The 25,595-nt window shown below is 35.9% G+C and carries 28 protein-coding genes; 10 read left to right on the top strand and 18 right to left on the bottom strand.

All coding sequences use genetic code 11. The features are described 5' to 3' along the window. Nucleotides 1-131 precede the first annotated feature (131 nt). Together AC07UM_RS14250 and AC07UM_RS14245 are read left to right on the top strand one after the other, a co-directional pair. Nucleotides 132-908, top strand: coding sequence for a DUF1223 domain-containing protein (locus AC07UM_RS14250; protein ID WP_494683779.1), 777 nt, complete (start codon nt 132-134; stop codon nt 906-908). A gap of 38 nt (nt 909-946) precedes the next feature. Beyond that, nucleotides 947-1,348, top strand: a complete 402-nt coding sequence (locus AC07UM_RS14245) for a DoxX family protein (protein WP_494683778.1) — start codon at nt 947-949, stop codon at nt 1,346-1,348. 340 nt (nt 1,349-1,688) lie between these two features. On the opposite strand, the gene AC07UM_RS14240 is transcribed toward AC07UM_RS14245, so the two are convergent. From AC07UM_RS14240 to AC07UM_RS14225, 4 genes are all read right to left on the bottom strand, one after another. Further along, entirely contained in the window at nt 1,689-2,681 is a 993-nt protein-coding gene (locus AC07UM_RS14240) for an MBL fold metallo-hydrolase (RefSeq protein ID WP_494683777.1), read from the bottom strand. Nucleotides 2,682-2,776: 95 nt separating this feature from the next. Continuing rightward, complete coding sequence (locus AC07UM_RS14235; RefSeq protein ID WP_494683776.1) at nt 2,777-3,778, bottom strand: aldo/keto reductase; 1,002 nt, start codon at nt 3,776-3,778, stop codon at nt 2,777-2,779. Nucleotides 3,779-3,864: 86 nt separating this feature from the next. After that, the gene (locus AC07UM_RS14230; protein WP_494683775.1) at nt 3,865-4,770 is read right to left on the bottom strand and encodes a helix-turn-helix domain-containing protein; all 906 of its coding nucleotides are present in this window, start codon (nt 4,768-4,770) and stop codon (nt 3,865-3,867) included. Nucleotides 4,771-4,887: 117 nt separating this feature from the next. Further along, complete coding sequence (locus AC07UM_RS14225; RefSeq protein ID WP_494683774.1) at nt 4,888-5,346, bottom strand: hypothetical protein; 459 nt, start codon at nt 5,344-5,346, stop codon at nt 4,888-4,890. A gap of 492 nt (nt 5,347-5,838) precedes the next feature. On the opposite strand from AC07UM_RS14225, the gene AC07UM_RS14220 reads away from it, so the two are divergent. Continuing rightward, the gene (locus tag AC07UM_RS14220) at nt 5,839-6,126 is read left to right on the top strand and encodes a GNAT family N-acetyltransferase (RefSeq protein ID WP_103234390.1); all 288 of its coding nucleotides are present in this window, start codon (nt 5,839-5,841) and stop codon (nt 6,124-6,126) included. Here the strand turns inward: AC07UM_RS14220 and AC07UM_RS14215 are convergent, their stop codons facing one another. After that, the gene (locus AC07UM_RS14215) at nt 6,127-7,224 is read right to left on the bottom strand and encodes an MBL fold metallo-hydrolase (RefSeq protein ID WP_494683773.1); all 1,098 of its coding nucleotides are present in this window, start codon (nt 7,222-7,224) and stop codon (nt 6,127-6,129) included. Nucleotides 7,225-7,395: 171 nt separating this feature from the next. Here AC07UM_RS14215 and AC07UM_RS14210 point away from each other — a divergent pair, with 171 nt between their 5' ends. Then, nucleotides 7,396-8,934 carry a S41 family peptidase gene (locus AC07UM_RS14210; RefSeq protein ID WP_494683772.1) on the top strand — a complete coding sequence of 513 codons (1,539 nt, stop codon included), beginning with the start codon at nt 7,396-7,398 and terminating at the stop codon, nt 8,932-8,934. Nucleotides 8,935-8,983: 49 nt separating this feature from the next. On the opposite strand, the gene AC07UM_RS14205 is transcribed toward AC07UM_RS14210, so the two are convergent. From AC07UM_RS14205 to AC07UM_RS14180, 6 genes are all read right to left on the bottom strand, one after another. Next, nucleotides 8,984-9,574 carry a hypothetical protein gene (locus AC07UM_RS14205; protein WP_494683771.1) on the bottom strand — a complete coding sequence of 197 codons (591 nt, stop codon included), beginning with the start codon at nt 9,572-9,574 and terminating at the stop codon, nt 8,984-8,986. Nucleotides 9,575-9,587: 13 nt separating this feature from the next. Beyond that, complete coding sequence (locus AC07UM_RS14200) at nt 9,588-10,097, bottom strand: RNA polymerase sigma factor (protein WP_494683770.1); 510 nt, start codon at nt 10,095-10,097, stop codon at nt 9,588-9,590. A 229-nt stretch (nt 10,098-10,326) separates the two neighbouring features. Continuing rightward, nucleotides 10,327-10,686, bottom strand: a complete 360-nt coding sequence (locus AC07UM_RS14195; RefSeq protein WP_494683769.1) for a DUF7716 domain-containing protein — start codon at nt 10,684-10,686, stop codon at nt 10,327-10,329. A gap of 62 nt (nt 10,687-10,748) precedes the next feature. After that, complete coding sequence (locus AC07UM_RS14190) at nt 10,749-11,564, bottom strand: hypothetical protein (RefSeq protein WP_494683768.1); 816 nt, start codon at nt 11,562-11,564, stop codon at nt 10,749-10,751. A gap of 10 nt (nt 11,565-11,574) precedes the next feature. Next, nucleotides 11,575-12,084 carry an RNA polymerase sigma factor gene (locus AC07UM_RS14185; RefSeq protein WP_494683767.1) on the bottom strand — a complete coding sequence of 170 codons (510 nt, stop codon included), beginning with the start codon at nt 12,082-12,084 and terminating at the stop codon, nt 11,575-11,577. A 153-nt stretch (nt 12,085-12,237) separates the two neighbouring features. After that, nucleotides 12,238-13,866, bottom strand: coding sequence for an NADP-dependent glyceraldehyde-3-phosphate dehydrogenase (locus tag AC07UM_RS14180; protein WP_494683766.1), 1,629 nt, complete (start codon nt 13,864-13,866; stop codon nt 12,238-12,240). A gap of 224 nt (nt 13,867-14,090) precedes the next feature. On the opposite strand from AC07UM_RS14180, the gene tpx reads away from it, so the two are divergent. After that, nucleotides 14,091-14,663 carry a thiol peroxidase gene (tpx, locus tag AC07UM_RS14175; RefSeq protein ID WP_494683765.1) on the top strand — a complete coding sequence of 191 codons (573 nt, stop codon included), beginning with the start codon at nt 14,091-14,093 and terminating at the stop codon, nt 14,661-14,663. A 115-nt stretch (nt 14,664-14,778) separates the two neighbouring features. On the opposite strand, the gene AC07UM_RS14170 is transcribed toward tpx, so the two are convergent. The 4 genes from AC07UM_RS14170 to AC07UM_RS14155 all read right to left on the bottom strand — a co-directional run bounded on the left by AC07UM_RS14170 (nt 14,779) and on the right by AC07UM_RS14155 (nt 17,606). Further along, complete coding sequence (locus AC07UM_RS14170) at nt 14,779-15,537, bottom strand: Rossmann-fold NAD(P)-binding domain-containing protein (RefSeq protein ID WP_494683764.1); 759 nt, start codon at nt 15,535-15,537, stop codon at nt 14,779-14,781. Between the two features lie 82 nt (nt 15,538-15,619). Next, nucleotides 15,620-16,186, bottom strand: a complete 567-nt coding sequence (locus AC07UM_RS14165) for a hypothetical protein (protein WP_494683763.1) — start codon at nt 16,184-16,186, stop codon at nt 15,620-15,622. 56 nt (nt 16,187-16,242) lie between these two features. Continuing rightward, nucleotides 16,243-16,821: a hypothetical protein gene (locus AC07UM_RS14160; RefSeq protein ID WP_494683762.1), complete on the bottom strand. Its 579-nt coding sequence runs from the start codon at nt 16,819-16,821 to the stop codon at nt 16,243-16,245. Between the two features lie 65 nt (nt 16,822-16,886). Further along, nucleotides 16,887-17,606 carry a TonB-dependent receptor plug domain-containing protein gene (locus tag AC07UM_RS14155; RefSeq protein ID WP_494683761.1) on the bottom strand — a complete coding sequence of 240 codons (720 nt, stop codon included), beginning with the start codon at nt 17,604-17,606 and terminating at the stop codon, nt 16,887-16,889. 192 nt (nt 17,607-17,798) lie between these two features. On the opposite strand from AC07UM_RS14155, the gene kwaA reads away from it, so the two are divergent. From kwaA to AC07UM_RS14135, 4 genes are all read left to right on the top strand, one after another. Then, nucleotides 17,799-18,446, top strand: a complete 648-nt coding sequence (kwaA, locus tag AC07UM_RS14150; RefSeq protein WP_494683760.1) for an anti-phage protein KwaA — start codon at nt 17,799-17,801, stop codon at nt 18,444-18,446. Next, on the top strand, nt 18,439-19,410 hold the full coding sequence (kwaB, locus tag AC07UM_RS14145) for an anti-phage protein KwaB (protein WP_494683759.1): 972 nt from the start codon (nt 18,439-18,441) through the stop codon (nt 19,408-19,410). The genes kwaA and kwaB overlap by 8 nt, the downstream gene beginning before the upstream one ends. 143 nt (nt 19,411-19,553) lie before the next feature. Continuing rightward, entirely contained in the window at nt 19,554-20,408 is an 855-nt protein-coding gene (locus tag AC07UM_RS14140) for an HNH endonuclease (protein WP_494683758.1), read from the top strand. 126 nt (nt 20,409-20,534) lie between these two features. Then, complete coding sequence (locus AC07UM_RS14135; RefSeq protein ID WP_494683757.1) at nt 20,535-20,801, top strand: hypothetical protein; 267 nt, start codon at nt 20,535-20,537, stop codon at nt 20,799-20,801. 351 nt (nt 20,802-21,152) lie between these two features. On the opposite strand, the gene AC07UM_RS14130 is transcribed toward AC07UM_RS14135, so the two are convergent. From AC07UM_RS14130 to hutU, 3 genes are all read right to left on the bottom strand, one after another. Beyond that, complete coding sequence (locus tag AC07UM_RS14130) at nt 21,153-21,914, bottom strand: MBL fold metallo-hydrolase (protein WP_494683756.1); 762 nt, start codon at nt 21,912-21,914, stop codon at nt 21,153-21,155. 406 nt (nt 21,915-22,320) lie between these two features. Next, the gene (locus tag AC07UM_RS14125) at nt 22,321-22,863 is read right to left on the bottom strand and encodes a Crp/Fnr family transcriptional regulator (protein WP_494683755.1); all 543 of its coding nucleotides are present in this window, start codon (nt 22,861-22,863) and stop codon (nt 22,321-22,323) included. A gap of 16 nt (nt 22,864-22,879) precedes the next feature. Beyond that, nucleotides 22,880-24,865, bottom strand: coding sequence for a urocanate hydratase (gene hutU, locus AC07UM_RS14120; RefSeq protein ID WP_494683754.1), 1,986 nt, complete (start codon nt 24,863-24,865; stop codon nt 22,880-22,882). A gap of 248 nt (nt 24,866-25,113) precedes the next feature. On the opposite strand from hutU, the gene AC07UM_RS14115 reads away from it, so the two are divergent. Beyond that, nucleotides 25,114-25,551, top strand: a complete 438-nt coding sequence (locus AC07UM_RS14115) for an endonuclease domain-containing protein (RefSeq protein WP_494683753.1) — start codon at nt 25,114-25,116, stop codon at nt 25,549-25,551. Nucleotides 25,552-25,595 lie beyond the last annotated feature (44 nt).

Raw genomic sequence — 25,595 nt, 5'->3', positions numbered from 1 at the left:
AACTTCCAGCTTCCAGTCTTAAAATCTTTCCCTTCCCAATTTCCGGATTCACCATTTGATTTGTCCGCTTGGACCTGTTTTCTATTCTTCCGCCTTTACAGAGTATCTACTTTTGAATCAAATTAAAAAAAATGATACTAAAAAACTTAATCACAGTTAGCGCTTTCACTCTATTATTATTTGCTACATCAGCATTTATTTATAAAGATAAAGTCCAAAAGACGACACAGCACCCAACTTCTGAAAATAATGGCTTTGCCGTTTTGGAGCTTTTCACCTCAGAAGGCTGCTCGAGTTGTCCTCCGGCAGATGAATTAATGGGGAAAATTGAAAAAGAATATAAAGATGAACCCGTTTATCTTCTCTCCTACCATGTTGATTACTGGAACCGCCTTGGATGGAAAGACCGATTCAGCACTGCTGAAAATTCACAAAGACAACAGCAGTACAGCCGTATATTGAACTCACAGGTCTACACTCCCCAACTGGTTGTCAATGGAAAAACGGAATTTGTAGGGTCTAATGAAAATTCTATCAAAAATGCAATTCAGGAAGCCCTGCTTAATGCTAAAAAAACAACTGTAGAGCTATCGGCAAGTGTTTCCCAAAAGGATATCAATGTACAGTATAAAACGTCTGCTACAGATCCTAAGAATATGCTTCTCATTAATCTGGTTGAAAAGCATTCTTCCACCCAGGTAGGTAAAGGGGAAAATGAAGGCCGTCATCTGCATCATTGGCAGATTGTTCACAAACAAAACCAGATCTCATTGAATAAGCAGCTGGAAGGAACAACCACTTTCAAAATTCCTGAAGGTTTCTCAGCAGAAAACTGGGAGGTGATAGCTTTTATTCAAAATGTAAAAACCGGACAGATATCAGGATCAGCAAAAACGACTTTTAAGTAAAATTCTATACAACGCAATCATCATTAAAAATTACAACGATGAAAACAAAAACAACAAAAATCATTTATTGGGTGGGAGCCATTTTTATGTCATTATGGTTCGGAGCCAGCGGTTTCTTTGAACTTACAAAAAATCCGGTTGTCTGGGACATCACTCAGCAGCTTGGCTATCCCTCTCATTTCATTTATATATTGGGCGTTTTCAAAATTGCAGGGGTTCTTGTTCTACTACTACCCAATAGGCTATTAAGATTAAAAGAATGGGTATTTGCAGGGATGTTTTTCGATATCCTCTTTGCATTCTTCTCAAAAATCGCGGTACTTGGTTTTCCATCTACAATAGACGCAATAGTTGCTTTCTCTGTACTTACGATGACTTACCTGATGTTCAGGAAACTGTATTCTTTTGAGCTTGTATTTGGAGAGGCTTGGAGATTATAAAACTCTAATTTTTCTTATGTTGAAGCAGATCCTCTCGTTGCCGGGAGGATCTGTTATTTTATACGTTTTGGCTAAAGCCGGGTGAATCGGTTTGTTTATGAAAGTGGACTAAAGTCCGCTTCTATTGATTCCATAACCTGTCTGATTAACCACCCTGTCAAAAATCCTTTGAATTTTTGCCACCCCTCCTCCGGAAGGGAATGCTGAGCACGTCATTACTTTAGATTAAGATAATTTCTTTTTATATTCTTAATTTCTATTTCCCACTCCTTAATCCCTGCAACCTATTACCTATTACCTATTACCTATTACCTATTACCTATTACCTATTACCTATTACCTAATTCATAAAACTTTCCGGGAACCATTCAAATCCACCGGATTTTGTTTTTGTAAAACCAAGACCCGGCCATGGCAAATGATAGGCAAATGCTCTGATTTTGGTATCTGCCAGCTGCTGAAGAAGCTTTTTTCTTGAGGTGGTTGCAATATCCAGATCGGTATCCCCAAAGTACCCCCAGTCAGGATGTGGGAAAAGAATTATGTCAGAATGAATCAAATCTGCAATGTAGATCAGCTTTTCATTTCCAGAAGATAGGGTTGTCACTACCAAACCGGGGGTATGGCCTGGAGCCAGCTGAAAACTGAAGTAATCATAGAAAGGATTATTAAGGTCATAGAATGTAAGCTTTGGCTGAATTGTTTTCAGAACATTCTGAATAGCGGGGATAATCTTATTAAGAAATTCAGGCTGTGCTTTCAGGGCACTGTTATGAAAGTCTTTAATAGAGGCTTTCATCCAAAAGTCATGTTCAATTTTTGAAATGAAAATATTGGCGTTCGGAAAAACCAGATTCTGTTTTTTATCAACGACGCCTCCAATATGATCAGGGTGTGCATGGGAGATAAAAATATCAGTAATATCTTTTGGTGAAAATCCTGCTTTCTGAAGGCTTTTTAATAGAAATCCGGTTCTTTCATCAGCAAAAATACCCATTCCGGTATCTAACAGGATAAGTTTATTCTTTGTTTTCACCAATAGAATATTCATAGCCATATCAATATAATTCTCGGGTCTGAAATGATCTTTAAGGATTGATTTCAGCTCTGAAACAGTTCCTCTGGGAGCAAATGAGTTCAGATTTTCTTCATGAATGTATCCATCTGTAAGAACAAACAGTTCCAGTTCTCCAAGCTTCAGCTTTTTAAAGCCCGAAAGATCATCCCCTGTTTTTTCAGGCGTTTTTGGAGTTTCTGCCCATACACTGGAAAAAGGAATCATACTTAATGTTCCTGCCAATAAACCACTCTTTACTAATTCTCTTCTGTTCATAATTTAGTTTTTCATTATTATACATTCCTCATTTAGAATAATAACAAAAAACTGAGCTCCCATCATAAGCAGGAACTCAGTTTTTATATTAGTCTTTAGTTGTTGACCAGTTTCATTGAACCTTCAGTGTATCTTTCCCCTACATTCGGGTATTTTTTGAGAATGGCATCAATGGTATCGAGATCTGACTGGGAGAGGTCTATATTGACGGCTGCAATATTTTCTTCCAGGTATTTGATTCGTTTGGTACCCGGAATCGGGATGATATCATCTCCCTGATTCAATACCCAGGCCAGGGCGAGCTGAGTTCCTTTCACTCCTTTGGAAGCCGCAAACTCATTGATCTCGTTAGCCAGTTTGGTATTATTTTCAAGATACTCCTGTTGATAACGCGGTAATGATTTTCTGAAGTCGTCATCACCAAGGTTCTGCACGTCATAAATATTGGTGAAAAGACCTCTTGCAAGCGGAGAATAAGGCACTAAAGAAATTCCCAGCTCTCTGATCGTTGGTAAGATCTCTTTTTCAACATCTTTGGTAAGGATAGAATATTCTGACTGTAAAGCTGTAATCGGATGAATTTTGTTGGCTTTTCTGATAGATTCTGCTGAAGCTTCAGACAATCCGATATATTTCACCTTTCCTGCTTTTACCAGCTCCGCCATTGCTCCTACTGTTTCTTCTACAGGAACATTCGGGTCTACTCTATGAGCATAGTACAGGTCAATAGTATCTATTTTTAATCTTTGAAGGCTTAAATCAACTGCCTTTCTGATCCACTCAGGAGAACCGTCAAAATAGGTTCCGGGAGCACCACTATGACTAGCTTTACCATCTTTAAACCTGAATCCGAATTTGGTGGCAATAAAAATCTTATCCCTGTTCGGAACCAACACCTTAGAGATCAGTTTTTCATTTTCTCCATTGGCATACATATCTGCGGTATCCCAAAAGTTTACCCCCAGGTCTAAAGCTCTGTGTAAGGTATTGATACTTTCCTGTTCATCTGTGGGCCCATACGCAAAACTCATTCCCATGCATCCTAAACCGATTGCTGACAATTGCTCTTCTGTGTTTCCTAATTTTTTAAATTTCATGATAGGTATGATTTAATTTTATAGGACAAAATTAGAACATGCAGAGGCCAACTGCGATATAGAATTCAAACTAAGAATTATAAAATTCAAACAACATCCATTCTTAAGGCATTGGGAGTAATTCCTGTTTGTTTTTTAAAGTAATTGGTAAAATAAGCAGGTTCCTCAAAGCCCAATCCGTAGGCAATTTCAGAGATATTCCAATCTGTATGTTGCAGCAGGGCATTGGCTTCCTGAATAATCCTTCCTGTAATCTGCTGGCTGGTTGTTTTCCCAGTCATCTCTTTTACAGAACGGTTCAATGAATTCACATGGATAGAAAGACTTTGAGCATAATCCTTGGGCGTTTTTAATTTTAAGAAAGCTTCAGGACTGTCAATAGGAAATTGTCTTTCCAAAAGTTCCATAAATAAGGAAGCAACCCTTTGGGAAGCATTCTGATAAGGTTCAAAACTTTCTGCCGGCTGCATTCTCATGGTTTCATGAATCATCAGATGAAGATACGCTCTGAGCATATCATATTTGTGAATATAATCTGACTGAATTTCCGTCATCATTTTCGTATAAATATCCGCAAGTGTTTTCTGTTGTTCTTCATCTATAAAGAAAACCGGAGTTCCCCCAATCTTGAAAAGCGGAGAATCCTGAAGGTTCCCCATACGGCTTCCATTATGCAGAAACTGATCTGTAAACAAGCAAAACCAGCCTTTCTGATCTTCATCGTCTGCTTCCCATGAATATGGAATAATGGGGTTTGAAAACAATAATGCAGGACGGTCCACTTTAATCCATTTATCAGCATAATGAAGCTTCCCTTTTCCTATGATAAGAGAAATTTTATAATAATCTCTTCTGCTGTAGGGTGTCAATGGGGAACAATATTCCCGTGAAAACACATTGAAGTGTCCCATCTTGCTGACCCCAATACATTGTGATGCCAGATTGGGAGCATTTCTTTCATAAAAACCTTTGAGTGACTCATTTGATTCCATAGATCAAAATTATAAAATTCAAACAAATTAATCACTAAAAATAATTCTGATTGATATAATATTAATGGCTGACAAAGATGCCAGCCATTTAAAAGTGAATATATAGTTGATGATAGTTTAATCCCAATCATCATCGCGGCCATGCCCGTGATTTTTGTTTTGTTTTTTGTAATATTTCTCTTGATTCTTATAATATTTTTCCTGTTGCTTATGGTATTTTTTATAATCCTTTTTATTTCTACCGTAAACAATCACTGGGTTTTGTCCTCTGTAATATTTCTTTTTAAAGATAATATACTTCTCTCTGCCCATGATTCTTTCCAGTTCGTTATATCGGTCGCCTCTCCATCTTCCGGGATCCACCACATATACTCTGTTCCACGAATCATAATCACGATATCTGTCATTCAATCCATACACCTGATTGGCTTGTGCTGTAGAAAGCAACAGATCGGCAACAACCTTCTGCCAGTTGACATCCGAAATACTTCTTCTGTAGTCATTATAATAATCTGACTGGGCATAGCTCAAGCCGAATGTCCCAACCAGAAGCGCTGTTAATAGTAACTTTTTCATTTCAATCCCCTTTAAAATTAGATATGATGAAAGAGTCAATTAAAGTGCCAACTTTTAAACACAAATGCCAATTTTTGTTAATAAAAATGACAAACAACTGATTATCTTTGAAATATTTTTTATAATTCTATGGAATCATTAAATCCTAATTACATTAAGATTATGATCGGAATGTATTTAATTTTATTAAAAACAATTCATGTAAGCAACAAGTCATCAATAGGTTGCGATTTTAAATTTGGGATTTCTAAAATGAAAATATTTTGAAGCTTTGGCTAAAGCCGCTGGATCTCTTTTCATTTTTTAAAGGCGGGCTAAAGCCATCTTCTATTGAATTTTATTATTTCAAATTTTTATTATTTATGTTATAAAATTCGTTAAGATTTCTAAAAACCATTACTTCATATTATTTAATTTCGTAATTTTAATGGAGAGAATGTTTTTCAGGAAATCTTCTCAACTTATTTTTAATCAACCAAATCTTACATTATTATGGAAAATATAAAGTTTCAGGTATCTCAATATCAGGATGAGTTGCAGCTACTTATTGACGGGGAAAAGGCAGGATATATGTCCATAGAGGTTGACGGAAGACTGCTTATCGTATATTATACGAAACTTGACGAAGAGCGTGAAGGAAAAGGATATGCCAAACTATTACTGGATGAGCTGGTACGTTACGCAGAAGAAAAAGATTTGCTTGTAGACCCTGAATGTGATTTTGTCCGACAACAGTTTGAAAACCACCCTGCACGATATAAAGAGATCTGGCATGCCTGATCAGTTTTCCCACCAGGCAGTAAATTGCTGTTCTGACTGATTAAGATCTACAGCCTCACCGATCATCGGAGTGAGGATGCTAAGTCCTTTTGCTTTTCCAAGACTTGTTATCTTTTGTAAAGGTTCATTCCATGGGTGAAGAGCCAACGCAAATTTTGCAGCATGAACGGGGATAATACGCTTCGCATTGAGATCAGTACTAGCCTGAATAACATCTTCTGGTAAGGTATGAATATATCTCCATGCTTCTCCGTATTGTCCGTTTTCAAGAATAGCATAATCAAAAGGGCCATATTGATCACCGATTTCTTTAAAATGGGTATCGTAACCGCTGTCTCCTCCTAAGAAAATTTTCTTTGTAGGCGTCTTCAAAACATAGGAACTCCAAAGAGTATCATTCTGCCTGATTCTCCTGCCGGAAAAGTGTCTGGCAGGGGTAAAAATAATTTTTATATCATTCTTAAGAGTAACTTCTGTCCCCCATTCCTCTTCAATAAGCTTGTTTTCTCCAAATCCCCATCTTTCCAAATGGGCTCCTACTCCCAAAGGCAAAATGGCAATACCCGTTCTATCTTTTATGGATTTTACAGTTGGATAATCCAAATGGTCGAAATGATCGTGAGTAATCACCAGATAATCGAGATCTGGAATATCTTCAGGGGTAAAGATATCAGAACCTTTGAATGCTTTGTTAAAGTATTTAAAAGGAGAACCATACAAACTCAATACAGGATCCACTAAAAAGGAAACACCATCTGTCTGAAAATAATAAGATGAGTGTCCCAGCCAGATAAAAACATCTGTACTTTTATCTATAGCTTTCAAATTGGTATGAATAGAAGGAATGTCTTTCAAAGGTTTCAGCAACGGATCTTTTTTACCCAAAAAGAAATCATAAGTCACCTTTGACATTTTGTAGCCTTCTGTAATAGATGGTGTATGGCTGATATTCTGAAACTGTCCTTTTTTATAAAGTTTGGACTGCCTCATACGTTTTAGCCGTTTTCCTTTTGGCACTCCTCCAAACACCTTCATATTGATCACGACAAAAAAAGTAACCGTTAAGACAACCACACACGTAATAATCCAATAAATCATCTGCAAAAAATAAGTGTCAAATGTATCAACTTTTGCTTTTAAATGAAAACATATTTCATTTTACTCTATTTTTTAACTAATTTTATCAGGTGTTGTAGAAAATTTATTATTCATTTACATCAGGATTAATTTTAAACTTTCTATTTTAGCACCTTAAAAAACTCAAAGAAATTGAAAAATTATTCGGTAATATTTCTTCTCGCTATACTTTCGTCCTGTGCCTCTATAAAAAAACACAACGAACAGCGGGCTTCATATATTCCACCGGAACAGCTTAAGGAGGATGTAGATTATGCTTATTCAAAATTACAGCAGATGCACCCTCAACTCTATTGGTACATTCCCAAGCAGGAATTGGACCATAAATTTGACAGCCTAAAACAGACTCTCACAGAGCCGCTCACTCCTCTTCAGTTTTATTTTAAACTTCAGCCGGTTATTGCAGGAATCCGTGAGGGACATCTTTCATTGAGAATTCCCAGAAAAAAATTCACCAAAAAAGAATTAAAAAAGCTGGAACATCAGAAGGGAATGTTCAGCCGTTTCGAATATTATATTTCAGGTGAGCAGATGTATATTGTTCAAAACAGAGATTCTATTAATCATATACAACCCGGAACTGAAATTTTATCCATCAATAAAGTTCCCGTTTCAGAGTATATCAAGAAGTACAGAAGCCTGATCAGCAGTGATGGTGACAATACTACTTTTTATCCTTATTTCTTAAAAGATTTATTCTTTAATTTTTATACTGCTGAAAATGGCTTTCCCAGCAAAGCAACCTTTGAGACCCTTTTTAAAGGAGAAAAACAGACTTATACTTTAACCCGAGAAATAAAATCTGATTCTGATCTTGAAAAGGATAAGGAAATGAAAAAAAAGACTCAGGAAAAGAAACTGAATGACTATGTAGCTTCCAGTAATTCTTATAACAGGAGTTTCAAATTTCTGGATAAAGACAGTACCATTGCTTATATAAAAGTGAAAAGCTTCTCCAGAGAGTATTCGGATGAATTTTATAAAAAAACATTTGCCAAGATTAATAATGCAAAGTCTCCTTACCTCATCATAGATGTCAGAAATAATTATGGAGGCTCTCTCTATGAAATCAATAATCTCTATTCTTATTTGGCAGAAGTACCATTTACCCTGATCAAACCTTCCCAGGTGACCTCAAGGGATACTCCTCTGCGCACGAATTATTTCAGAAAAAGCAATCCTTTGGAATATGCTCTTAAAAGCATAGCCTACCCAAGTTACTTCTTTGCACAGGCTTTCAGTACTTATAAAAAAGATGGAAAGGTTTTCTACAAAATGAAGGCTGATAAACCTACAAAGCCTAATAAGCAAGCCTTTCACGGAAAAGTTTTTGTATTGATCAATGGTGGAAGTTTCTCAGCATCTTCTATCATTACTGCCAAGATTAAGAATGATAAAAGAGCCACTCTCGTGGGAGAAGAAACAGGTGGCGCCAATGATGGAACTGTAGCAGGCTTTTATTCTTATCAAAAGCTTCCCAATTCTGAGATTAGGTTTCCTATCGGATTATTGCTTGTACAGCCTAATATCAATTTCTCAGACTCACGAAAAGGAGTTGTCCCTGATGTTGTCGTTACTGAAAGTATGCAGGATATTATTGATAAAAAAGATCCTCAGCTGGATTGGATAAAAAATGAAATCGCAAAAGAAAAGGAAAATAAAGGACAATAATTAATAAAAATATTTCGGCGGGCTTTTAGCCCGCCGAAATATTTTTTATCTATCTTTTTAATTCTTCCAAAAGACCTTCAATATGTTGAATATATCTTCCGTAATACCGGTAAAACCAAAATTTCCCAGCCAGGAAGAGCAAGAATAGCCCTCCTATCACAGAACCAATTAAGATCACGGCAATCTTCAGTTCACTTAAAGGCTTAGGCCAGGGAATAAACTCCAGTACAATAAGGATTTCACATACCATAAATGGTGCAAAACTGATATAATATGAAAGGTAGTACTGTTTATTCAGATTCAGCTGCATGACCAGATCTTTCAGAGAATCATAGGTCTTTGGTACAGGATTACTGATTTCATTATACAATTTAAAGAACTTGCTAAAAAAGAAAACGGTGACAATAAGCATGGAGGCAATTAAGACCGTTATATATAATTGTAATTTGAAGGGTCGGCAGAATGAGCAGACTAAAAAGGCAAAGACAAAGATTCCTATGACCCACCAGAATTCCACACGCATATTTTTACGTATTTTTTCAAGGGGAAGATTGAGCTTATTTCTTTGTTCTGTGCTTATTTCAGGAGTTTCCTCCACAATATCTTCATTCCAGGTGTTTTTCAATTCATCGATATTCATTGGATTACTGATTTTAATGTTTGTTTGTTTTTATTTGGCTTAAGATATCTTTAAGTTTAGTTTTTGCCCGGTTCATTTTCACTCTTGCATTCCCTTCAGAAATTCCCATCTGTTCTGCAATCTGCTTTCCTGAAAAATCTTCCAGATAATAGAATATAAAGGCTTTATCAATAGGATTCAACTGATGAATAGCCTTATACATTTCAACCAGGCGGTCTTCTTTATGATAGTCGTAGTCTTCCTGAACAATCATCTGGTTAGAAAAATCTTCATTGGTAATAAAGCTTCTCCTTTTTTCTGATTTAAGGAAAATAATTGCTGTATTTAAAGCAATTCTGTACAACCATGTTGAAAATTCGCTATCTCCTCTGAAGCTGGGAAATGCTTTCCAGAGCTGATATGTAATCTCCTGAAAAAGATCATCACGATCCTCTTTTTCAGTCATGTACATTTTAGAAATCTTAAATAGGATTCCTTTATGCTGTTCAATTTTACTTATAAACTCTTTTTCTTGTGAGGTCATGGCTTGTTACTCTATAGAGTTAGTTTTCGTTTAAAAAAATTGTTACAGTTTTTTACAAAAGAAATAAAAAAACTGATAGAAAAATACCGCCAAACTTCATTGTATGTTTTTTTTAATTTGTACAATTTTCTTACAATACAATCAGTTAGTATAAAAAAGTAAAAATATGGCATAAAAAAAACCTGACATTTTTTATATCAGGTTCTTTATTTAATATCTTATTCTACTGTTATTTACAATCTAAAAAATCATCTTTTTCAAGATAATGGTTCAATGCCGTGATGAGCTGAGAGCATGTAACCTCGGCACGCTGACGGAATGCAAGATCCACAACATCCTGAATGTTCTCATCAGAACACATATATTTTAGCTTATTATGAAAAACAAAATCAGGCAAGCTTTCGCTATCATCCTCACCAATATCCAGCGGATCCCCGATAAAAACCTTCATTTCCGGCTTAAATTCATCTTTTGAAGAATATACCGCATAATTATAATCCGGATCATAGGATGCCTTCCGGTCCTGTTTATTCTTTACGAGTTCCAGAAATTCTTCTATAGAATACATCTGATTTTTAATCTCATCCATCTGATATTTTTTTACAACTCAAGTTTTTAAAGATAGAAAATTTGCAGAAGATAAAATAATTTCTAATTCAGTTTATTTAATGCTCTTTGCAATGATCCGAAATCAAGGAAATCCAGTTTCGCTCCTGCTATGATGATGATTAAAAGTACAACTGTCAGGAATACAATGATCAAAATATACATGGATGCAAACCATATCACAGTGTTCACTACATTTCCTTTAATTCCAAACTTGTTCATGAAAAATTTCTGTGAACGTTCAAACCATGTTCCCTTCTTCTGGGTTAAAGATTTTACTTCAATATCATTGAGCTCATCTACAAGGCGTACCACATCATCTATATACCTTCCATACATATAATAGATCCAATACTTTATAATAAAAGCAACCAGTAACAGAGTAATCAGAAGACTTATTCCGAAAATGGCCAAGTTATACTCCATGTCAAAATGAAAATTAATTTTGATCAATGACAGAATGAAACCAAGAGGTATGTAGGAGATATAATAGGAAATGTAAATTTCTTTCGAGATAAGAAGCTGTGTTTTAAGATTGAATAAATCGTAATTCGTATTGATGCTGTTTTTCCGAAGCAGTTTATACAATTTCCGAAAACGGGAATAAAAATAAACGATAAAAGCGAGTGTCAGGATGGTGACAAATGCTGATATAGTTCTAATATTAGAATCTGTAGAAGCAAATGGAAAATTGGTCAAAAGTAATGGCAGTGTAATGACCATCAGCCAAAATTCAGTTTCCATATTGATTTTCAGCATCTGCAACGGAGAATGTATTTCTCTCTGCTTTTCCAGAGAAATTTCAGGAGACTCCTTTCCTGTATCTTTATTCCAAAGTTCTTTAAAGTTTTCTAACTCCATGTTTTATGTTTTAATTGGAACCTCCTCCTTGTCTGGCAATGATCTCTTTCAGCTTTTCTTTTGCCCTTTTCAATTTTACCCGTGTATTCACTTCGGTAATTCCCAGCTGAACAGAAATTTCCTTTCCCGAAAAGCCCTCTAAAAAGAAAAATATAAGGGCCTTATCAATGGAGCTCAACTGATGGATGGCTTCATACATCATTTTCATTTTCATATCATCCGTATCATTATAAGGTTCCTGCCGAACGCCCAGCCCATCTATATTCTGGTTCTGTATAAAACTACGTTTTTTTTCACTCCGCAGAAAAACAATTGCCGTGTTGAGCGCAGTTCTGTACAACCATGTAGAGAAGTCACTTCTCTTTTGAAAATCACCGTATGATTTCCAAGCCTGGTAAATGATCTCCTGATAGAGGTCATTCTGATCGTCCTTATTATCCATATACATTTTAGAAATCTTGAAAATAACACCTTTGTGCTTTTCAATTTTCTCTAAAAATTCTTTTTCGGGTGAAGACATGATGTACACACTAATCCTTAGGTGATATTTACAAAAACACCACCTTATTATAACACAAAACTCTAATTTCCGGCATTAAGTTAAAAAAATCCTCAAAAAACACAGCAGTTAATTGAGGATTTTTATTTATGTTAAATACGATACCGTTTAGAATCAGAAAATATAATCGGTGCTCAAGAAGTTGGAATCATGGTCTCTGACGATAGTATTGAGTAATTCTTTGTTAGAATCCGTCAGTTTTGCAGCAACCAAAGAACGGATAGAGAATGAACGGAGTGCATCAAAAACAGAAAGCGTTCCTTCAGCGCTATCTTTTCTGCCCGTAAAAGGAAAGACATCCGGTCCGCGCTGTGCCTGGCAGTTGATATTAACACGGCTTACAAGGTTTACAAAAGGATCAATGAGTCTTGCAACTTCATTCGCATCTTCACTGAAAATACTCACCTGCATTCCATGGGATGCATTCACCTGGTATTCTATCGGTTCTTCTATGTCCTCAAACGGAACAACAGGAATCACCGGACCAAACTGCTCTTCATGATACAGCTTCATATCGCTGTTTACAGGATATACCACTGCCGGAAAAACAAAAGATTGTTCTGTATACCCTCCATCTTTATTCAGGACGGCTGCTCCTTTTTGTAAAGCATCCTCTATACATTCTTTCAGGTAAGGAGGTTTATTTACTTCAGGGAGCGGAGTTACTTTCACTTCTTTTTCCCATGGCAGTCCAGGTTTAAGAGCAGATACCGCTTCACTTAGTTTCTTGGTAAATTCTTCTGCAACTTCCTTCTGTACAAAGATCAGCTTCAATGCTGTACAGCGTTGCCCGTTGAAAGAAAGTGCTCCCAGAATACATTCACTTACCGCTACATCCAGGTTTGCATTTTTGGTAACAATAGCTGCATTTTTTGCATCCAGGCTCAGAATTGCTCTTAGACGATTTACTTTAGGATGCAGTTTTTTCAGTCCATTAGCGACTTTACTTGACCCGATGAAAGCCAGCACATTCACTTTTCCGCTTTCCATAATCGGGGTGATTATTTCTGATCCTTTTCCGTATAATGTATTTACAGTTCCTTTCGGGAATGCTTCTTTAAAAGCGTTTAATAAAGGATAGTGAGCCAATACCCCATGTTTTGGAAGTTTGAACAGGATGGTGTTGCCCATAATCAAAGCAGGAATAAGGGTGGTGAAAATTTCATTCAAAGGATAGTTGAATGGACCCATGCTTAAGACTACTCCTAGCGGAGCTCTTCTGATCTGTGCAATAGTTCCTTCTGCCTGTTGAAAGCGTGAAGATTCTCTATCCAGGTCTTTCAGGGCATCAATGGTTTGATTGATATAATCTACAGTACGGTCAAATTCTTTGGTAGAATCGGCCAATGTTTTCCCGATCTCCCACATCAGCAGTTTAATCACCAGATCTCTCTGCTGGATCATCAGGTATACGAATTTCTGCATGCATTTGATACGTCCTGCCACAGACATTGTAGGCCATTCACCCAGACCGTTATCATAAGCTTTTACACAGGCTTCAAGCACTTCCATCGCTTCATTGGGACCAATATTCGGGATACTTCCCAAAAGTTTTCTTTCTAATCCGTTTTCTGTAGGAATGCATACCGGAGAATAGATTTCGGTGACCTCTCCGTTCCATTCTACCAGCTCACCATTCAGCAGATAGGTTTTCTGATGAATAACCGGTACTTTATATTCTTCCGGGATTTCGTTTTCATTTTTAAAAATGTGATGGAATGATGCTGTATTTTCTGAACTCATAAATCTTTCTATTTTTTTATGTGATAAAATTGAGGCTGTCTCAAAAATCAAACAATTTGATTTTCGTCATTCTGAATGACACTTCGAAACTGCAACGTTTGATAATATAAAGGTAGAAGTAAAATGTTTTGAAAAAAATAATCTGATCATAGATTCGATCTATTTGAATTAAAATTAATCTTAGCTCCTGAAAAAAGAATAATTTAGCTGAAAAATAAATTTTCATGTTTTCAAAATTAGTTTTCAGTACCTTGTTATTCTTCTCTGCGGTGGGCTTTGCTCAAAAATCCAAAGCAACCAATACCGTTTTAATGGGAGGAAAAGAAGTACATACTTATGCCAAATTGCCGGCCCTGAATAAGCCTGCGCCTAAATTTACCCTTACCGATGTCAATATGAATGATCAGACGCTGGATTCCTACAAAGGAAGATATGTCATCCTGAATATCTTTCCGAGTGTAGATACAGGAGTTTGTTCTGCATCTGTACACCATTTCAATGAGGATGCAGGAAATCTTCCCAATACGGTAGTGCTTTGTATTTCCAAAGATTTGCCGTTTGCCCAGAAAAGATTCTGTGGTGCGGAAGGGATCAAAAATGTGATCATGCTTTCAGATTTCCGTTCAGATTTCGGATGGAACTATGGGGTGGAACTGGTAGATTCTGCGATGAAAGGATTACTGAGCAGAGCTGTTGTTGTGATAGATCCTGCAGGAAACATTATTTACGAAGAGCAGGTACCGGATATTTCACAGGAACCCAACTATGAGGCCGCTATTGCAGCCGTGGGAAAATAAGCTTTTGCTTTTAATATTATAAAGAGTTCCGGCGATCTTCGATCGCCGGAACTCTTATTTTACATTCTTTTTTTCTTTTTAGGGGTCATCAGAATCACTCCATTTCCTGAACCATTTACAAATGGAAATACCTCGGATCAGGATATTGAAATTCAAAATTCAGATCTGAAATTAATTTTTCTGATGAAATAATTCGGCCTTCGGTCGTGCGTTCTCCTGAATAAGGCAGATCTTTCTGGGCATTGATGATCTCTTCTTTATTGGGATGAACAGGGGCCACCACATTATAGACTTTGGAATGAGATTTATTTTCCAGCATTTTTTCAACAACCGAACAGATATCGGCATAATGAATATGATTGACCAGCAAGTCCAAGTTTGAAATATTATAATTCTTTAAAAGGCGCTGATCACCCATTAATCCTGCCAGTCTTAAAATATTGACCTCCGGGAATCTGTTTGCTATTGCACTTTCACTGGGAACATCCTCTGCAGATCGGTCATCTTCTGTAAATTCCTGATCAATATTCGGATATACGCCGGTAGAACTCATCAAATAGAGCTGCCCTTTATAATCTCCAAGAAATGTAAGCAGATTCTGAGCTCTCTCCTGCAATGGGATTTCAGCACCCCTTACGCCTGCAAAAGGAACGGTAATAATCACGGCATCCAATTGCGGTGCAATTTCCCATTCTCTTATTGTTTTGGATCTATCGTCTTCAAAACTAACCTGTGTAACGTGATATCCTTTATCTGATAAATCCTGTATTTTAGACTCAGATGTAGTGGTTGCAAAAATCTCATATTGCCCGGATAATCTTTCTGCAATATGACCGCCCAACCAGCCACAACCTATAATTCCAATTTTTTTCATCCTTCAATGTATTAATTTATTGGGTAAAAAACAATTGATTCCGAATGATAATCACCCCTATTGCATAAATTTCAGCATGCTCTTATTTTTTACTTTCAATCACAATAACGCCATATTTGCCTCTGGCTCCATACAATTTAGTGGCTCCTTCACCGGAAAGTATTTTTACGCTTTTCACTTTATCTCCGTTTATTTTTTTCATCTTCTTTTCATTTATCTTTTTATTGTCCAGAAGGATCAACGGTTGTGTAGCCTCAATTTCCTCCTCAGTAGGCATACCCAGCCACGTGGTTTTATTTAATGTATTGTTGATGACTTCTACCCCCTGGAGTCCTTTTTTAAAGTCTACTTTCTTTACTTCTTCACCTTTCAATTCCTGTGCTTTGGCAGTTGTTATCATCCCACCGGCGGCCAATAATCCTAAGGCTATTTTGGAGGTTAATGAGAAGTTTAGATTTCTTCCCAGCTGATCATCTGTAAATCTTCCACAAACCTTTTTATCAGACTTAAAGCTCATTAAAAGTTCTTCATCCGAATAGCCTGTAAAATCTGTTACTGTTGTAGAACAAACCCCACAGAATTTTCCTTTTTCATCGGCTGTCATTGTTTCCCAGTTTTCATGACAGGGTTTTGGTATGGTAAGTTTCATCGTTATTTTTTAGGAGTTATATAATTGTAAATCTGTAATAGAAAATTTTATTTTTTTCAGTGTTGTTTTTCTTTCTTCGTTGTAATGACTATCACTCCATCCTCAGCTTCTTTACCGTATTGTTCCAAAATAGTTTTATCTTTGATAATGTTGATACTCTCAATACTACCAGGGGGCAGTTGTCTATATTCCTCTGCAGAGCTCTTTTTATTGTCCAATAAAATTAAGACATGATCTTTTCGCTCTGAAACCGTCTGTCCTATTATCAACCTAAAAGACTTCTTTTTAAGTGTATCTTCTTTTGGCGAATCAGCCAGTTTATTGAATGCAACATTAGACATTGTTATTTCCTGAGATTTTGCTTCCTGTGCGTGGAATGTTGACAAACCTCCACCTGCAATCAGCAGTCCTGCTGCCATCTTACCTGCAATTGATAAATTCAGATTCCTGCCTAGCTGGTCTTCCCGGAACCGGCCACATGTCTTTTGATCAAAATTAAAATTACTGATTTCCTCATCCGAAAGATCTGTAAAATCATAAACAGATTGAGAGCAGAAAGAACAAAATTTTCCCTTTTCCTCGGAAGTCATATTGTCCCAGTTCTCATGACAAGGCCTAGGTATGGTAAGTTTCATGGTTATTTTTTATACTAATATAAATTAATAATAGGAATATTGGCACATTGTATTTGAAATATCGTTTATTTCTTATCTTTCCTTTTAGTCGTAATTACAACTACTCCACCTTTTGCTTTTTTGCCATACTTTGCCGTTGCAGAAGCTTCCTTCAAAACATTAACTGTTTTTATTACATTAGGATCCAGTGCTTTTACTTTCTCATAATCACTTATTTTTCCATCTACAACATACAATGGATTATAGGGTTTTGCTCCGCTTGAAGGTACCCCTCCAATGCGTATTGCACTTGTCTCTTGATGCACATTAGGAGAGATCTGGCTGAACAATATTTGGGGTACATCGGAAACGGCTCCTTTACCTTCCTTTTCTTTGCAGGCTAAAGCATCCATGGACACTACAGAAACTGAACCAAGTAATCTCCTTTCTTTCCTGAATTCAGACAAGACAACGTCCTGCACTTCTTCAATTTTTAAAGTATCATTAGCTTTATTTTGTTGTGCATTCACACGTACCATCCCTCCCGTTGTCAGCATGACACCAACTGTAAATTTCACCAATAAAGCATTGATATAGGAATAATTTAAATCCCTGTTAAGCTGTGACGGATTGAAATTCCCACAGATCTCTTCCGTTGCCTTCGCAAAAACATCTATGATCTCATCGTCCTGAGCGTTCCTGAAATCTCTCACCGTTTTGGAACAGACGGTACAGAATCTTCCTTTCTCATCAGGGGTCATTGTATTCCAGTTTTCGTGGCAGGGTTTGGGCATAGTAATTTTCATAGTCTTCTTTTGCTTATAAAGATGAGTTTATGGTAGAAAAGGTTGGAAAGGGTTTTAAAATGTTTTGTAATTAAAAGTTGTTCAGTCACAAACACCCCTGAAACTCGGGAGATTTGGTTTACTATTGTTTTAGAGCTCCGGAGAGGTTGGGGAGGTTGTGAGCAGAATGTTGGAGTGGAAAGTTTTTGAGTTATGGGAAACCGTAAGGAAGTATACTTTAACAGATATATATTTGAAAATTATAAGATTAAAAATATGTCTAGGAAAATTGGATTATTCTTTCTTTCGTTATGGTTCTTATTTGTTATGATTATTATTATAACTTCTCATATTCCATGTTATTTTAAGGAGGATTTTGAATTTGTTGGTATTGAATATTTAATTGTTAATAATATAATCCCATTATTCTGTTTATTAGCACTTATCATCGGCTTATATTCTTTTATTGATTTCCATTATCAATCAAAAGGGACACCGGAACTATCATTTAAAATTTCAGAGGTTGAAAATATAGATTACGAACATTTGACATTTTTAACTACATATATCATTCCTTTAGTATGCTTTCAATTTGAAAATTTAAGATATGTAATTGTTTTCGTATTTATCCTTTTAATAATAAGTATAATTTATATAAGAACTGATTTATTCTATGCAAATCCAACATTAGCAATACTGCAGTTCAGAATATATAAAGTGGAAGGAGAATTCAGAAATGGAGAAATAAGGAAATCAAGGATATTAATAACAAAACAGAAACTAACAATACACGATAGAGTAAAGTATTTTAAACTTGACGACAGAATTTATTATGCATCAAAAATAAAACCCAATGAATAAAACCCAACTAGACGAAGCTTTAACTTTTTTATCAAATCCACAAGGCGAATTACAAATAATAATTTATGCATTAACAGGAGAAAATGAAGAACCTAAGAAATTAGATATTAAGGCAGAAGATTTACCTGTATTTAAAATATTATTTGTCAATTCTATTAATAATATGATAATTGAAAAAAATGATTATTTCGTTTTACCTTTATCAACAGCTGATGAAAGAGGTAAAGCTTTTTATCAATATGATCTAGAAATACCTGATAAACTAAGATTATTAGAGTCTGTAGTTGGTAATGATAGATTACCAAATTTCAATTTGAGACATTCAAAATTTGCCGATATAAAATCATTAATTATTGTATTAGCTGATAATAATAATGAAATAACATTATTCAAAAATGTCTCTGCAATTGAAGTAATCGGAAGAGGAGGAGCATTTTTAAAAAAATCTAATCATCGATTAGAAAAATTTGATGAAGAATTACTTAGAATCTCTCCTAAATTTCAAGCCATGAGAGTAAATAATCAGATAATAATAATAGATTTACCATCCATTGAAAAAAGTTTTGGAATCCATGATGTAATTATTAGAGAAGCTACATCAAGCTTAGAAGTAATCGAAAGAATGAATATTGTAGCTAATATAGATTCTCTTACTGAGCTCGTAAATGATATTACTTTTGCACGTAAGCTTACAAAAGTTGCCAGAAGTTCCCCTGTTTTAAAATTAAATATTCCTAATATTGAAATCATAGCATTTTCAAAATCACATCCTTTAACTAAAAAGAAAATTAGATTAAATGAGGATGAAACCCAATTCAATTTAGACACTAAAGTTTCTAAAGATTTATTTATAAAAATATTAAATGATGATTTATTAACATCAGAATTAACTAAACTATATTATGACACACTTGCTAAAGATGGAATCGATATTGAAGAAGATGGCATCACTGAAGAAATTTAAATATCTCACTCTCCACTAATATTAGCTTCCAAAATTACATTCTAAATTAAAACTTCCCTACAATTATAGTTTAGATAGTTTTTATATATTTGATAATATAGTTTAGATAACGCAATATACTAATATATGTATTAGTGAAATTTATGAATACCGAATCCCAATATTACATACAATACCATAATGCTGATAATCTCCAAGAGTATCCTGCGGATGACTTGGATTTTAATCTAAAAATTGAAGGCATCGAATTGAATGATAAGCCTATAAGGCAAACTTGGATATACACGAGGAAAAAAAGTGTTTTTAAAGCGGAAGGAAGTATATGTTTTTTAATTGTTGGAAAGACAGAAAATAAAATTAAAAATTATTATCTATGGGCATCATTCGTAATTGAAGACTTCAACTCTGACTATAAAGATTTTATCGATGTTGTAGGTACAGGCAGTTACGTTAAGAAACCTATTTTATTAAATAACATAGTAGGATTTTTAGACTTTAAAAAATATTGCGGAAATTTTGGTTTGGGCTTTTTAAATATTTCAAATAATATATTTACCCAAACATTGATTGACCATCAGCTTACAAATGGAAGAAATAAAAATAATATTAGAGATTATTTCGAACAACTTGAATATTTGAATCAGAAGATGCAAGAAATAAGTCCTAAAAAACAACTATTGGAAATAAACAAAATACTTCGGAGTGATAGCCCAATCGTTAATCTATATAAAAAAATATATGATTATAAATGTCAGTTTCCTGATTGCAATTCAAAAATTTCAACTAAAAATGGTAACAATTATGTTGAAGTTGCACATATTATGCCTGTAAAAAATGGTGGACAAAGCATAATAGGAAATTTAGTTGTTCTTTGCCCTAATCATCATAAAGAATTTGATCTTGGTGTTTTAGAAATAATTGAACAAAATGAAGCCATACTGAAAGGAAATTTAAACAATAAAGATTTCGTCATAGAGTTTAAACAAAACAACAGTTAACATTGGTACGGACGAAAATTCCCACACCTACATTCAAAAAATAAACTCAAAATAATTTACCGACAATTTTAATTTTAAGATCTTATTTTCAGACAAAATTTTAATTTTGAAATATTAGGAATCATTATGGGATTCGAATATAAATTAAAAACAAATCTTACAGACAGACAAACTGCAGAAATTCAGGAGTTGTTGGAAAACTCTGTTCTTTTTGAGAAAAAATATGAATATGCCCATCAACTCTTCCGGGATTTCAGGCATGCGGAGAACACTGGAAAAATGCCTAATATCAGTATTATTTTTGAGGAGGATGGTATTTATATTTGTCAATACGGCTCTTCTTATGTCTGGACAGATCTCGAAGAGTTGAAAAACTATATAGAAACAGAGTAAATAGAATATAAACTCATCGATTATCAAGACTAGGCTATTGAAAACTTTTCATAGCTTTTTTATTGGAAAAACGCAAAGGCGCAAGGTTTTTGAGCGTTTTATGGTAAGGCGCAAGAACATTTCGACTTTGCTCAATGTGAGATTTCCAGCAAGTGACACGTCATCAATTTTATCGGAGATAAAATCTTTGCGCCTTAAGAAAGTTTATTTTAATAACCTTTTGCGCCTTTGCGTTTTCTAATTTGTTTTTACTAAAATGAACCAAGGAGTTTTTTTACCATCCAATTCCTGTTGAGATTCTTCATTACATTTTATTTCATTCAGAATGACAATTTTCCTTACTAATACCATTTAAGATTCTGTCAACACGGCTCCATCTTTCAGAATCATATACTCCTGTCCTACTTCCTCCGAAACGCTCTTCAAATCATGATCATCAAAAACCTGAGGAATATAGCATTTCTCATGAGCAAACAATCCGTAATGAATAGGCACCAGCTTTTTGGCATGTAGAAGATGAGCCGCAGCAAAAGCTTCTTTCAGATTAAGAGAAGCGGGAACAGGACTATATTCCAATCCGATGATCTCAAAATTGACAATGACACCGTTTACCGGTAAGAAGGCATAGTCTATGTTTGGATTTTCTTTTCCGAGCTTCCAGAATTGATTATGCCAGATGGTATCTCCGCCATGGAATATTTTGGTAGTCCCATCATCTACGATCCAGGAGGATTGTATTTCTCCCACTCCATCCATGGCAAATACGGGTTTGAAGGTGATATTGTTTTCTGTAAAGGTTTCATTAAGATCAAGAACAATGATTTCTACATCATCTACCAACTTTTTCACAACAGATTCCAGTCCTGCATAGACGATTAGCTTTCCGTCTTTCTTTAAGCATTTTCGAATCACTCCTTTGTCAAAATGATCGAGATGCAAGTGGGTAAAGAGGATATAATCTGCCTGCACATGCTCTGAAAATTCCATAAGATTCTCTACAGCATCACCCAAAACAGGTTTATAGTAAGAGAAGTCTTCCACCGCATCTATTAAGATAGTTTTGTGATGAGAAGTGAGACGAATGCCTGCCCAGTTGAGTTTTTGTATTTCCATATTCTTTTTTCAGCAAAGGAAAAGACTTCCGGAAGGCAAGACAATAAACAAAAGATAATTAATTGGGACAGGAGGAGGAAAGATATAAGTGAATTATCATCTTGAATTCCTGTAGTTATTTTTTGAATTGATGAATCGTGCTGATCATTGTTGAACGCAAAGGTTTTTATTATTAAACTCCAGATTTTAAGAGTGCAAAGATGACGGCAAGCCGTTGACCAAGCTAGTGATAAGGCTTCGCTTCATCAAATCGATTTTCAATCGATCCACGCTTTGCTTACTTAAATACTGCGTAGCTGAAAATAAAAACTTTGCGTTTATAAAGTTGATATATCTATAGTTCTTCAACTTATAAAGCAGGTATATAGTTGTGAATGACACTCTAATAATATTTTTTTTATTAGCCTTAATGAATCCTCTTTCTGATTCTGCTTAAAGAGATAGGCGTAATCCCAATATAGGAAGCCAGGTATTTCAGAGGAATATTCTGAATATAATGAGGTTTGTTCTTCAGCAAGTATTCATAGAGATCCTGCGGAGTGTTTTTCAGCAGAAGCATTTCCCGTTTCATAGCAGCATTAAGTTTTCTGCTCAGATAGTAATTCTGAACGAAACGGCAGTGTGGATTTACCGCGAACATATCTTTCACCTCATCAAGGGTGATTTCCCAAGCCAGTCCGTTGTTGATAGATTCGTAAACAGCATCGGAGCTTTTTTCTTCAACGGTAAAAATATCACCGGGAAAGTAAAATTCTGCACAGATTTCGGTGTCAATATCCGATGTGCTGTTGATGTAATATTTACGGACAAGCCCATCTTCTACAAGATAGGCTTTATCGTCCGGAAATATATTTTTCTTTGAAAATTCAACCTCAGCAAACTTCTCCCATACAGGATCACTATCCTCTACGTTCAGGTGTGAAAACAGTTTTTTGTTGATGGTTGCCAATGCTGAATGGTATATATTACAGTAAGTTTTCGTCTACAAGGTTTGGAATCGTCACTTTCAGGTTCGGTTCTGCTTCCATGGCTCTTTTAATGGCGAAAATAGCGCCTTCGTTTCTTGCCCAGCTTCTTCTTGAGATTCCGTTGTTCACATCCCAGAAAAGCATAGACTTCAGTCTTCTGTCTGCATCATCGCTTCCGTCCAACAGCATTCCGAAACCTCCGTTGATTACTTCTCCCCAGCCAACGCCACCTCCATTGTGAATGGAAACCCAGGTAGCCCCACGGAAACTGTCACCAATCACATTGTGAATCGCCATATCCGCAGTAAATCTTGATCCGTCATAGATATTGGAAGTCTCTCTGTAAGGAGAATCTGTTCCCGAAACATCGTGGTGGTCTCTCCCCAATACCACAGGTCCTATTTCTCCGTTTCTAATGGCTTTGTTGAAGGCTTCAGCAATTTTCATTCTTCCTTCTGCATCTGCATAAAGGATTCTTGCCTGTGAACCTACTACCAGTTTATTTTCCTGTGCTCCTTTGATCCACTGGATGTTGTCTTTCATCTGCTGCTGAATTTCTTCAGGAGAGTTTTTTACCATTTCTTCTAATACTGCACATGCAATATCATCCGTTTTCTGCAGGTCTTCCGGATTTCCACTGGAACATACCCAACGGAACGGTCCGAAACCATAATCGAAACACATAGGCCCCATAATATCCTGTACATAACTTGGATATTTGAATTCTCTTCCCAATGTAGGGTTATCCGCCATTACATCAGCTCCGGCTCTGGAAGCTTCCAATAAAAAGGCGTTTCCATAATCGAAGAAATACGTTCCTTTTGCTGTATGTTTGTTGATGGCTGCAGCATGTCTTCTCAATGTTTCCTGAACTTTTTCTTTGAATAATTCAGGGTTCTCAGCCATCATGATATTCGATTCTTCAAAACTTTGTCCTGCAGGATAATACCCTCCAGCCCAAGGATTGTGAAGTGAAGTCTGATCTGACCCAATGTCGATTCTTAAATCTGCCTGATCAAATTTTTCCCAAACCTCAACAATATTCCCAAGGTAAGCCAAAGACACCGTTTCTTTATTGTCCTGTGCTTCTCTTACCCTTTTTACCAGTTCATCAAGATTTTCATAGATCTCATTCACCCACTTCTGATCGTGACGAATTTTGGTGATTTTAGGGTTCACTTCGGCACATACCGTAACACAGCCAGCGATATTACCTGCTTTTGGCTGAGCACCACTCATTCCTCCTAATCCTGAGGTTACAAAAAGTCCTCCTTTCGGCTCTTTTTTAATTTTTCTGAAAGCATTTAACACCGTAATCGTTGTCCCGTGAACAATCCCCTGCGGACCGATATACATATAACTTCCCGCGGTCATCTGTCCATATTGGGTAACCCCCAGTGCATTGAACTTCTCCCAGTCATCGGGTTTTGAATAGTTCGGGATCATCATTCCATTCGTCACCACTACTCTTGGTGCATCTTTATGAGAAGGGAAAAGCCCCATCGGATGTCCCGAATACATGGTCAACGTCTGCTCATCCGTCATTTCTGACAGATATTTCATTGTTAAAAGGTATTGTGCCCAGTTTGAGAAAACAGCTCCGTTTCCACCGTAAGTAATCAGTTCGTGAGGATGCTGCGCCACGGCATAATCCAGATTGTTCTGAATCATCAGCATAATCGCTTTCGCCTGCTCAGATTTTCCGGGATAGTCTGTAATAGGTCTCGCCTTCATTTCATAATCCGGACGGAAACGGTACATATAAATCCTTCCATAATCTTCCAGTTCCTGCTTAAATTCAGGAATCAGCTCTGCGTGAAACTGAGGATCAAAATAACGTAAAGCATTCTTCAATGCCAGTTTTTTCTCTTCTTCTCCTAAAATTTCTTTACGCTTCGGAGCATGGTTGATATTGGCCTCGTATGGTTTTGGTTGTGGCAGCTGATTAGGAATCCCCTGCTGTATCTGTTCTTGAAATGTCATATTGCTATTTAAAGGTCTATGTTGAAACAATGTTTGAAGTTTTAAAGATATTCAAATTAGAAAATATAGGCAAGGGGGTAAGCTAAATAGCGAAGGGAATACATTTGCTTATTTGCCTTTTCACAAAACGAAGATTTGAATTAAATACTATATTTGAAAAGATGTACCTCAATTCCCCTCCTCCGGAGGGGTGGATTTCAAAGTTTATAAAACTTTGAAAGACGGGGTGGTTAAAAACACAAACAATCATGAAAGAAATCTTAACCATTATCAATGGAATTTCAATCCGTAGGAATTTCGTGGAAAACCTCCCCTACAATCCCTATTTAAAAGTATTACTAAAAGAAAAACGCAAAGCCCGAATTTTGGGTGAAGTGATCTTTTGGAAGAAAGTCCGTGCAAAAAAATTTCATAGAATTGATTTTGACAGACAAAGGATTATTGGAAATTATATCGTTGATTTCTATGTGAAAACTCTGGGACTTATTATTGAGATAGATGGTTCAAGCCATGATGAAAAGCAGGTTTATGATGGGATAAGGGAGGAATTTCTTGAGTCATTAGGACTGCTTATTTTCAGAATTACAGATTTTGATGTGAGGAATAATCTAAATGTTGTAATGAAGGAATTAGAGGGTTTTATTGTGCTGCACTATGGAACCACCCCGTCTTCAAAAATTCTGTAAATTTTTGAATCCACCCCTCCGAGGGAGGGGAATTTCCCCCTACC

It is taken from the genome of Chryseobacterium sp. GW821-FHT04C04 (assembly GCF_059420365.1).
Note: the sequence above shows the minus strand (reverse complement) of the source record. Positions and strands in the feature narration are given on the sequence as shown.

What these genes read in the sequence shown, in the direction of transcription:
- AC07UM_RS14190 (WP_494683768.1), bottom strand. Translation starts at nt 11,564, where the DNA reads ATGGAGTTAGAAAACTTTAAAGAACTTTGGAATAAAGATACAGGAAAG.
- AC07UM_RS14235 (WP_494683776.1), bottom strand. Translation starts at nt 3,778, where the DNA reads ATGAAATTTAAAAAATTAGGAAACACAGAAGAGCAATTGTCAGCAATC.
- AC07UM_RS14135 (WP_494683757.1), top strand. Translation starts at nt 20,535, where the DNA reads ATGGGATTCGAATATAAATTAAAAACAAATCTTACAGACAGACAAACT.
- AC07UM_RS14200 (WP_494683770.1), bottom strand. Translation starts at nt 10,097, where the DNA reads ATGACCTCACAAGAAAAAGAGTTTATAAGTAAAATTGAACAGCATAAA.
- AC07UM_RS14115 (WP_494683753.1), top strand. Translation starts at nt 25,114, where the DNA reads ATGAAAGAAATCTTAACCATTATCAATGGAATTTCAATCCGTAGGAAT.
- AC07UM_RS14220 (WP_103234390.1), top strand. Translation starts at nt 5,839, where the DNA reads ATGGAAAATATAAAGTTTCAGGTATCTCAATATCAGGATGAGTTGCAG.
- AC07UM_RS14230 (WP_494683775.1), bottom strand. Translation starts at nt 4,770, where the DNA reads ATGGAATCAAATGAGTCACTCAAAGGTTTTTATGAAAGAAATGCTCCC.
- AC07UM_RS14245 (WP_494683778.1), top strand. Translation starts at nt 947, where the DNA reads ATGAAAACAAAAACAACAAAAATCATTTATTGGGTGGGAGCCATTTTT.
- AC07UM_RS14160 (WP_494683762.1), bottom strand. Translation starts at nt 16,821, where the DNA reads ATGAAACTTACCATACCTAGGCCTTGTCATGAGAACTGGGACAATATG.
- AC07UM_RS14155 (WP_494683761.1), bottom strand. Translation starts at nt 17,606, where the DNA reads ATGAAAATTACTATGCCCAAACCCTGCCACGAAAACTGGAATACAATG.
- kwaA (WP_494683760.1), top strand. Translation starts at nt 17,799, where the DNA reads ATGGGAAACCGTAAGGAAGTATACTTTAACAGATATATATTTGAAAAT.
- AC07UM_RS14225 (WP_494683774.1), bottom strand. Translation starts at nt 5,346, where the DNA reads ATGAAAAAGTTACTATTAACAGCGCTTCTGGTTGGGACATTCGGCTTG.
- AC07UM_RS14250 (WP_494683779.1), top strand. Translation starts at nt 132, where the DNA reads ATGATACTAAAAAACTTAATCACAGTTAGCGCTTTCACTCTATTATTA.
- tpx (WP_494683765.1), top strand. Translation starts at nt 14,091, where the DNA reads ATGTTTTCAAAATTAGTTTTCAGTACCTTGTTATTCTTCTCTGCGGTG.
- AC07UM_RS14180 (WP_494683766.1), bottom strand. Translation starts at nt 13,866, where the DNA reads ATGAGTTCAGAAAATACAGCATCATTCCATCACATTTTTAAAAATGAA.
- AC07UM_RS14165 (WP_494683763.1), bottom strand. Translation starts at nt 16,186, where the DNA reads ATGAAACTTACCATACCAAAACCCTGTCATGAAAACTGGGAAACAATG.
- AC07UM_RS14240 (WP_494683777.1), bottom strand. Translation starts at nt 2,681, where the DNA reads ATGAACAGAAGAGAATTAGTAAAGAGTGGTTTATTGGCAGGAACATTA.
- AC07UM_RS14140 (WP_494683758.1), top strand. Translation starts at nt 19,554, where the DNA reads ATGAATACCGAATCCCAATATTACATACAATACCATAATGCTGATAAT.
- AC07UM_RS14185 (WP_494683767.1), bottom strand. Translation starts at nt 12,084, where the DNA reads ATGTCTTCACCCGAAAAAGAATTTTTAGAGAAAATTGAAAAGCACAAA.
- kwaB (WP_494683759.1), top strand. Translation starts at nt 18,439, where the DNA reads ATGAATAAAACCCAACTAGACGAAGCTTTAACTTTTTTATCAAATCCA.
- AC07UM_RS14195 (WP_494683769.1), bottom strand. Translation starts at nt 10,686, where the DNA reads ATGGATGAGATTAAAAATCAGATGTATTCTATAGAAGAATTTCTGGAA.
- AC07UM_RS14130 (WP_494683756.1), bottom strand. Translation starts at nt 21,914, where the DNA reads ATGGAAATACAAAAACTCAACTGGGCAGGCATTCGTCTCACTTCTCAT.
- AC07UM_RS14205 (WP_494683771.1), bottom strand. Translation starts at nt 9,574, where the DNA reads ATGAATATCGATGAATTGAAAAACACCTGGAATGAAGATATTGTGGAG.
- AC07UM_RS14215 (WP_494683773.1), bottom strand. Translation starts at nt 7,224, where the DNA reads ATGATTTATTGGATTATTACGTGTGTGGTTGTCTTAACGGTTACTTTT.
- hutU (WP_494683754.1), bottom strand. Translation starts at nt 24,865, where the DNA reads ATGACATTTCAAGAACAGATACAGCAGGGGATTCCTAATCAGCTGCCA.
- AC07UM_RS14170 (WP_494683764.1), bottom strand. Translation starts at nt 15,537, where the DNA reads ATGAAAAAAATTGGAATTATAGGTTGTGGCTGGTTGGGCGGTCATATT.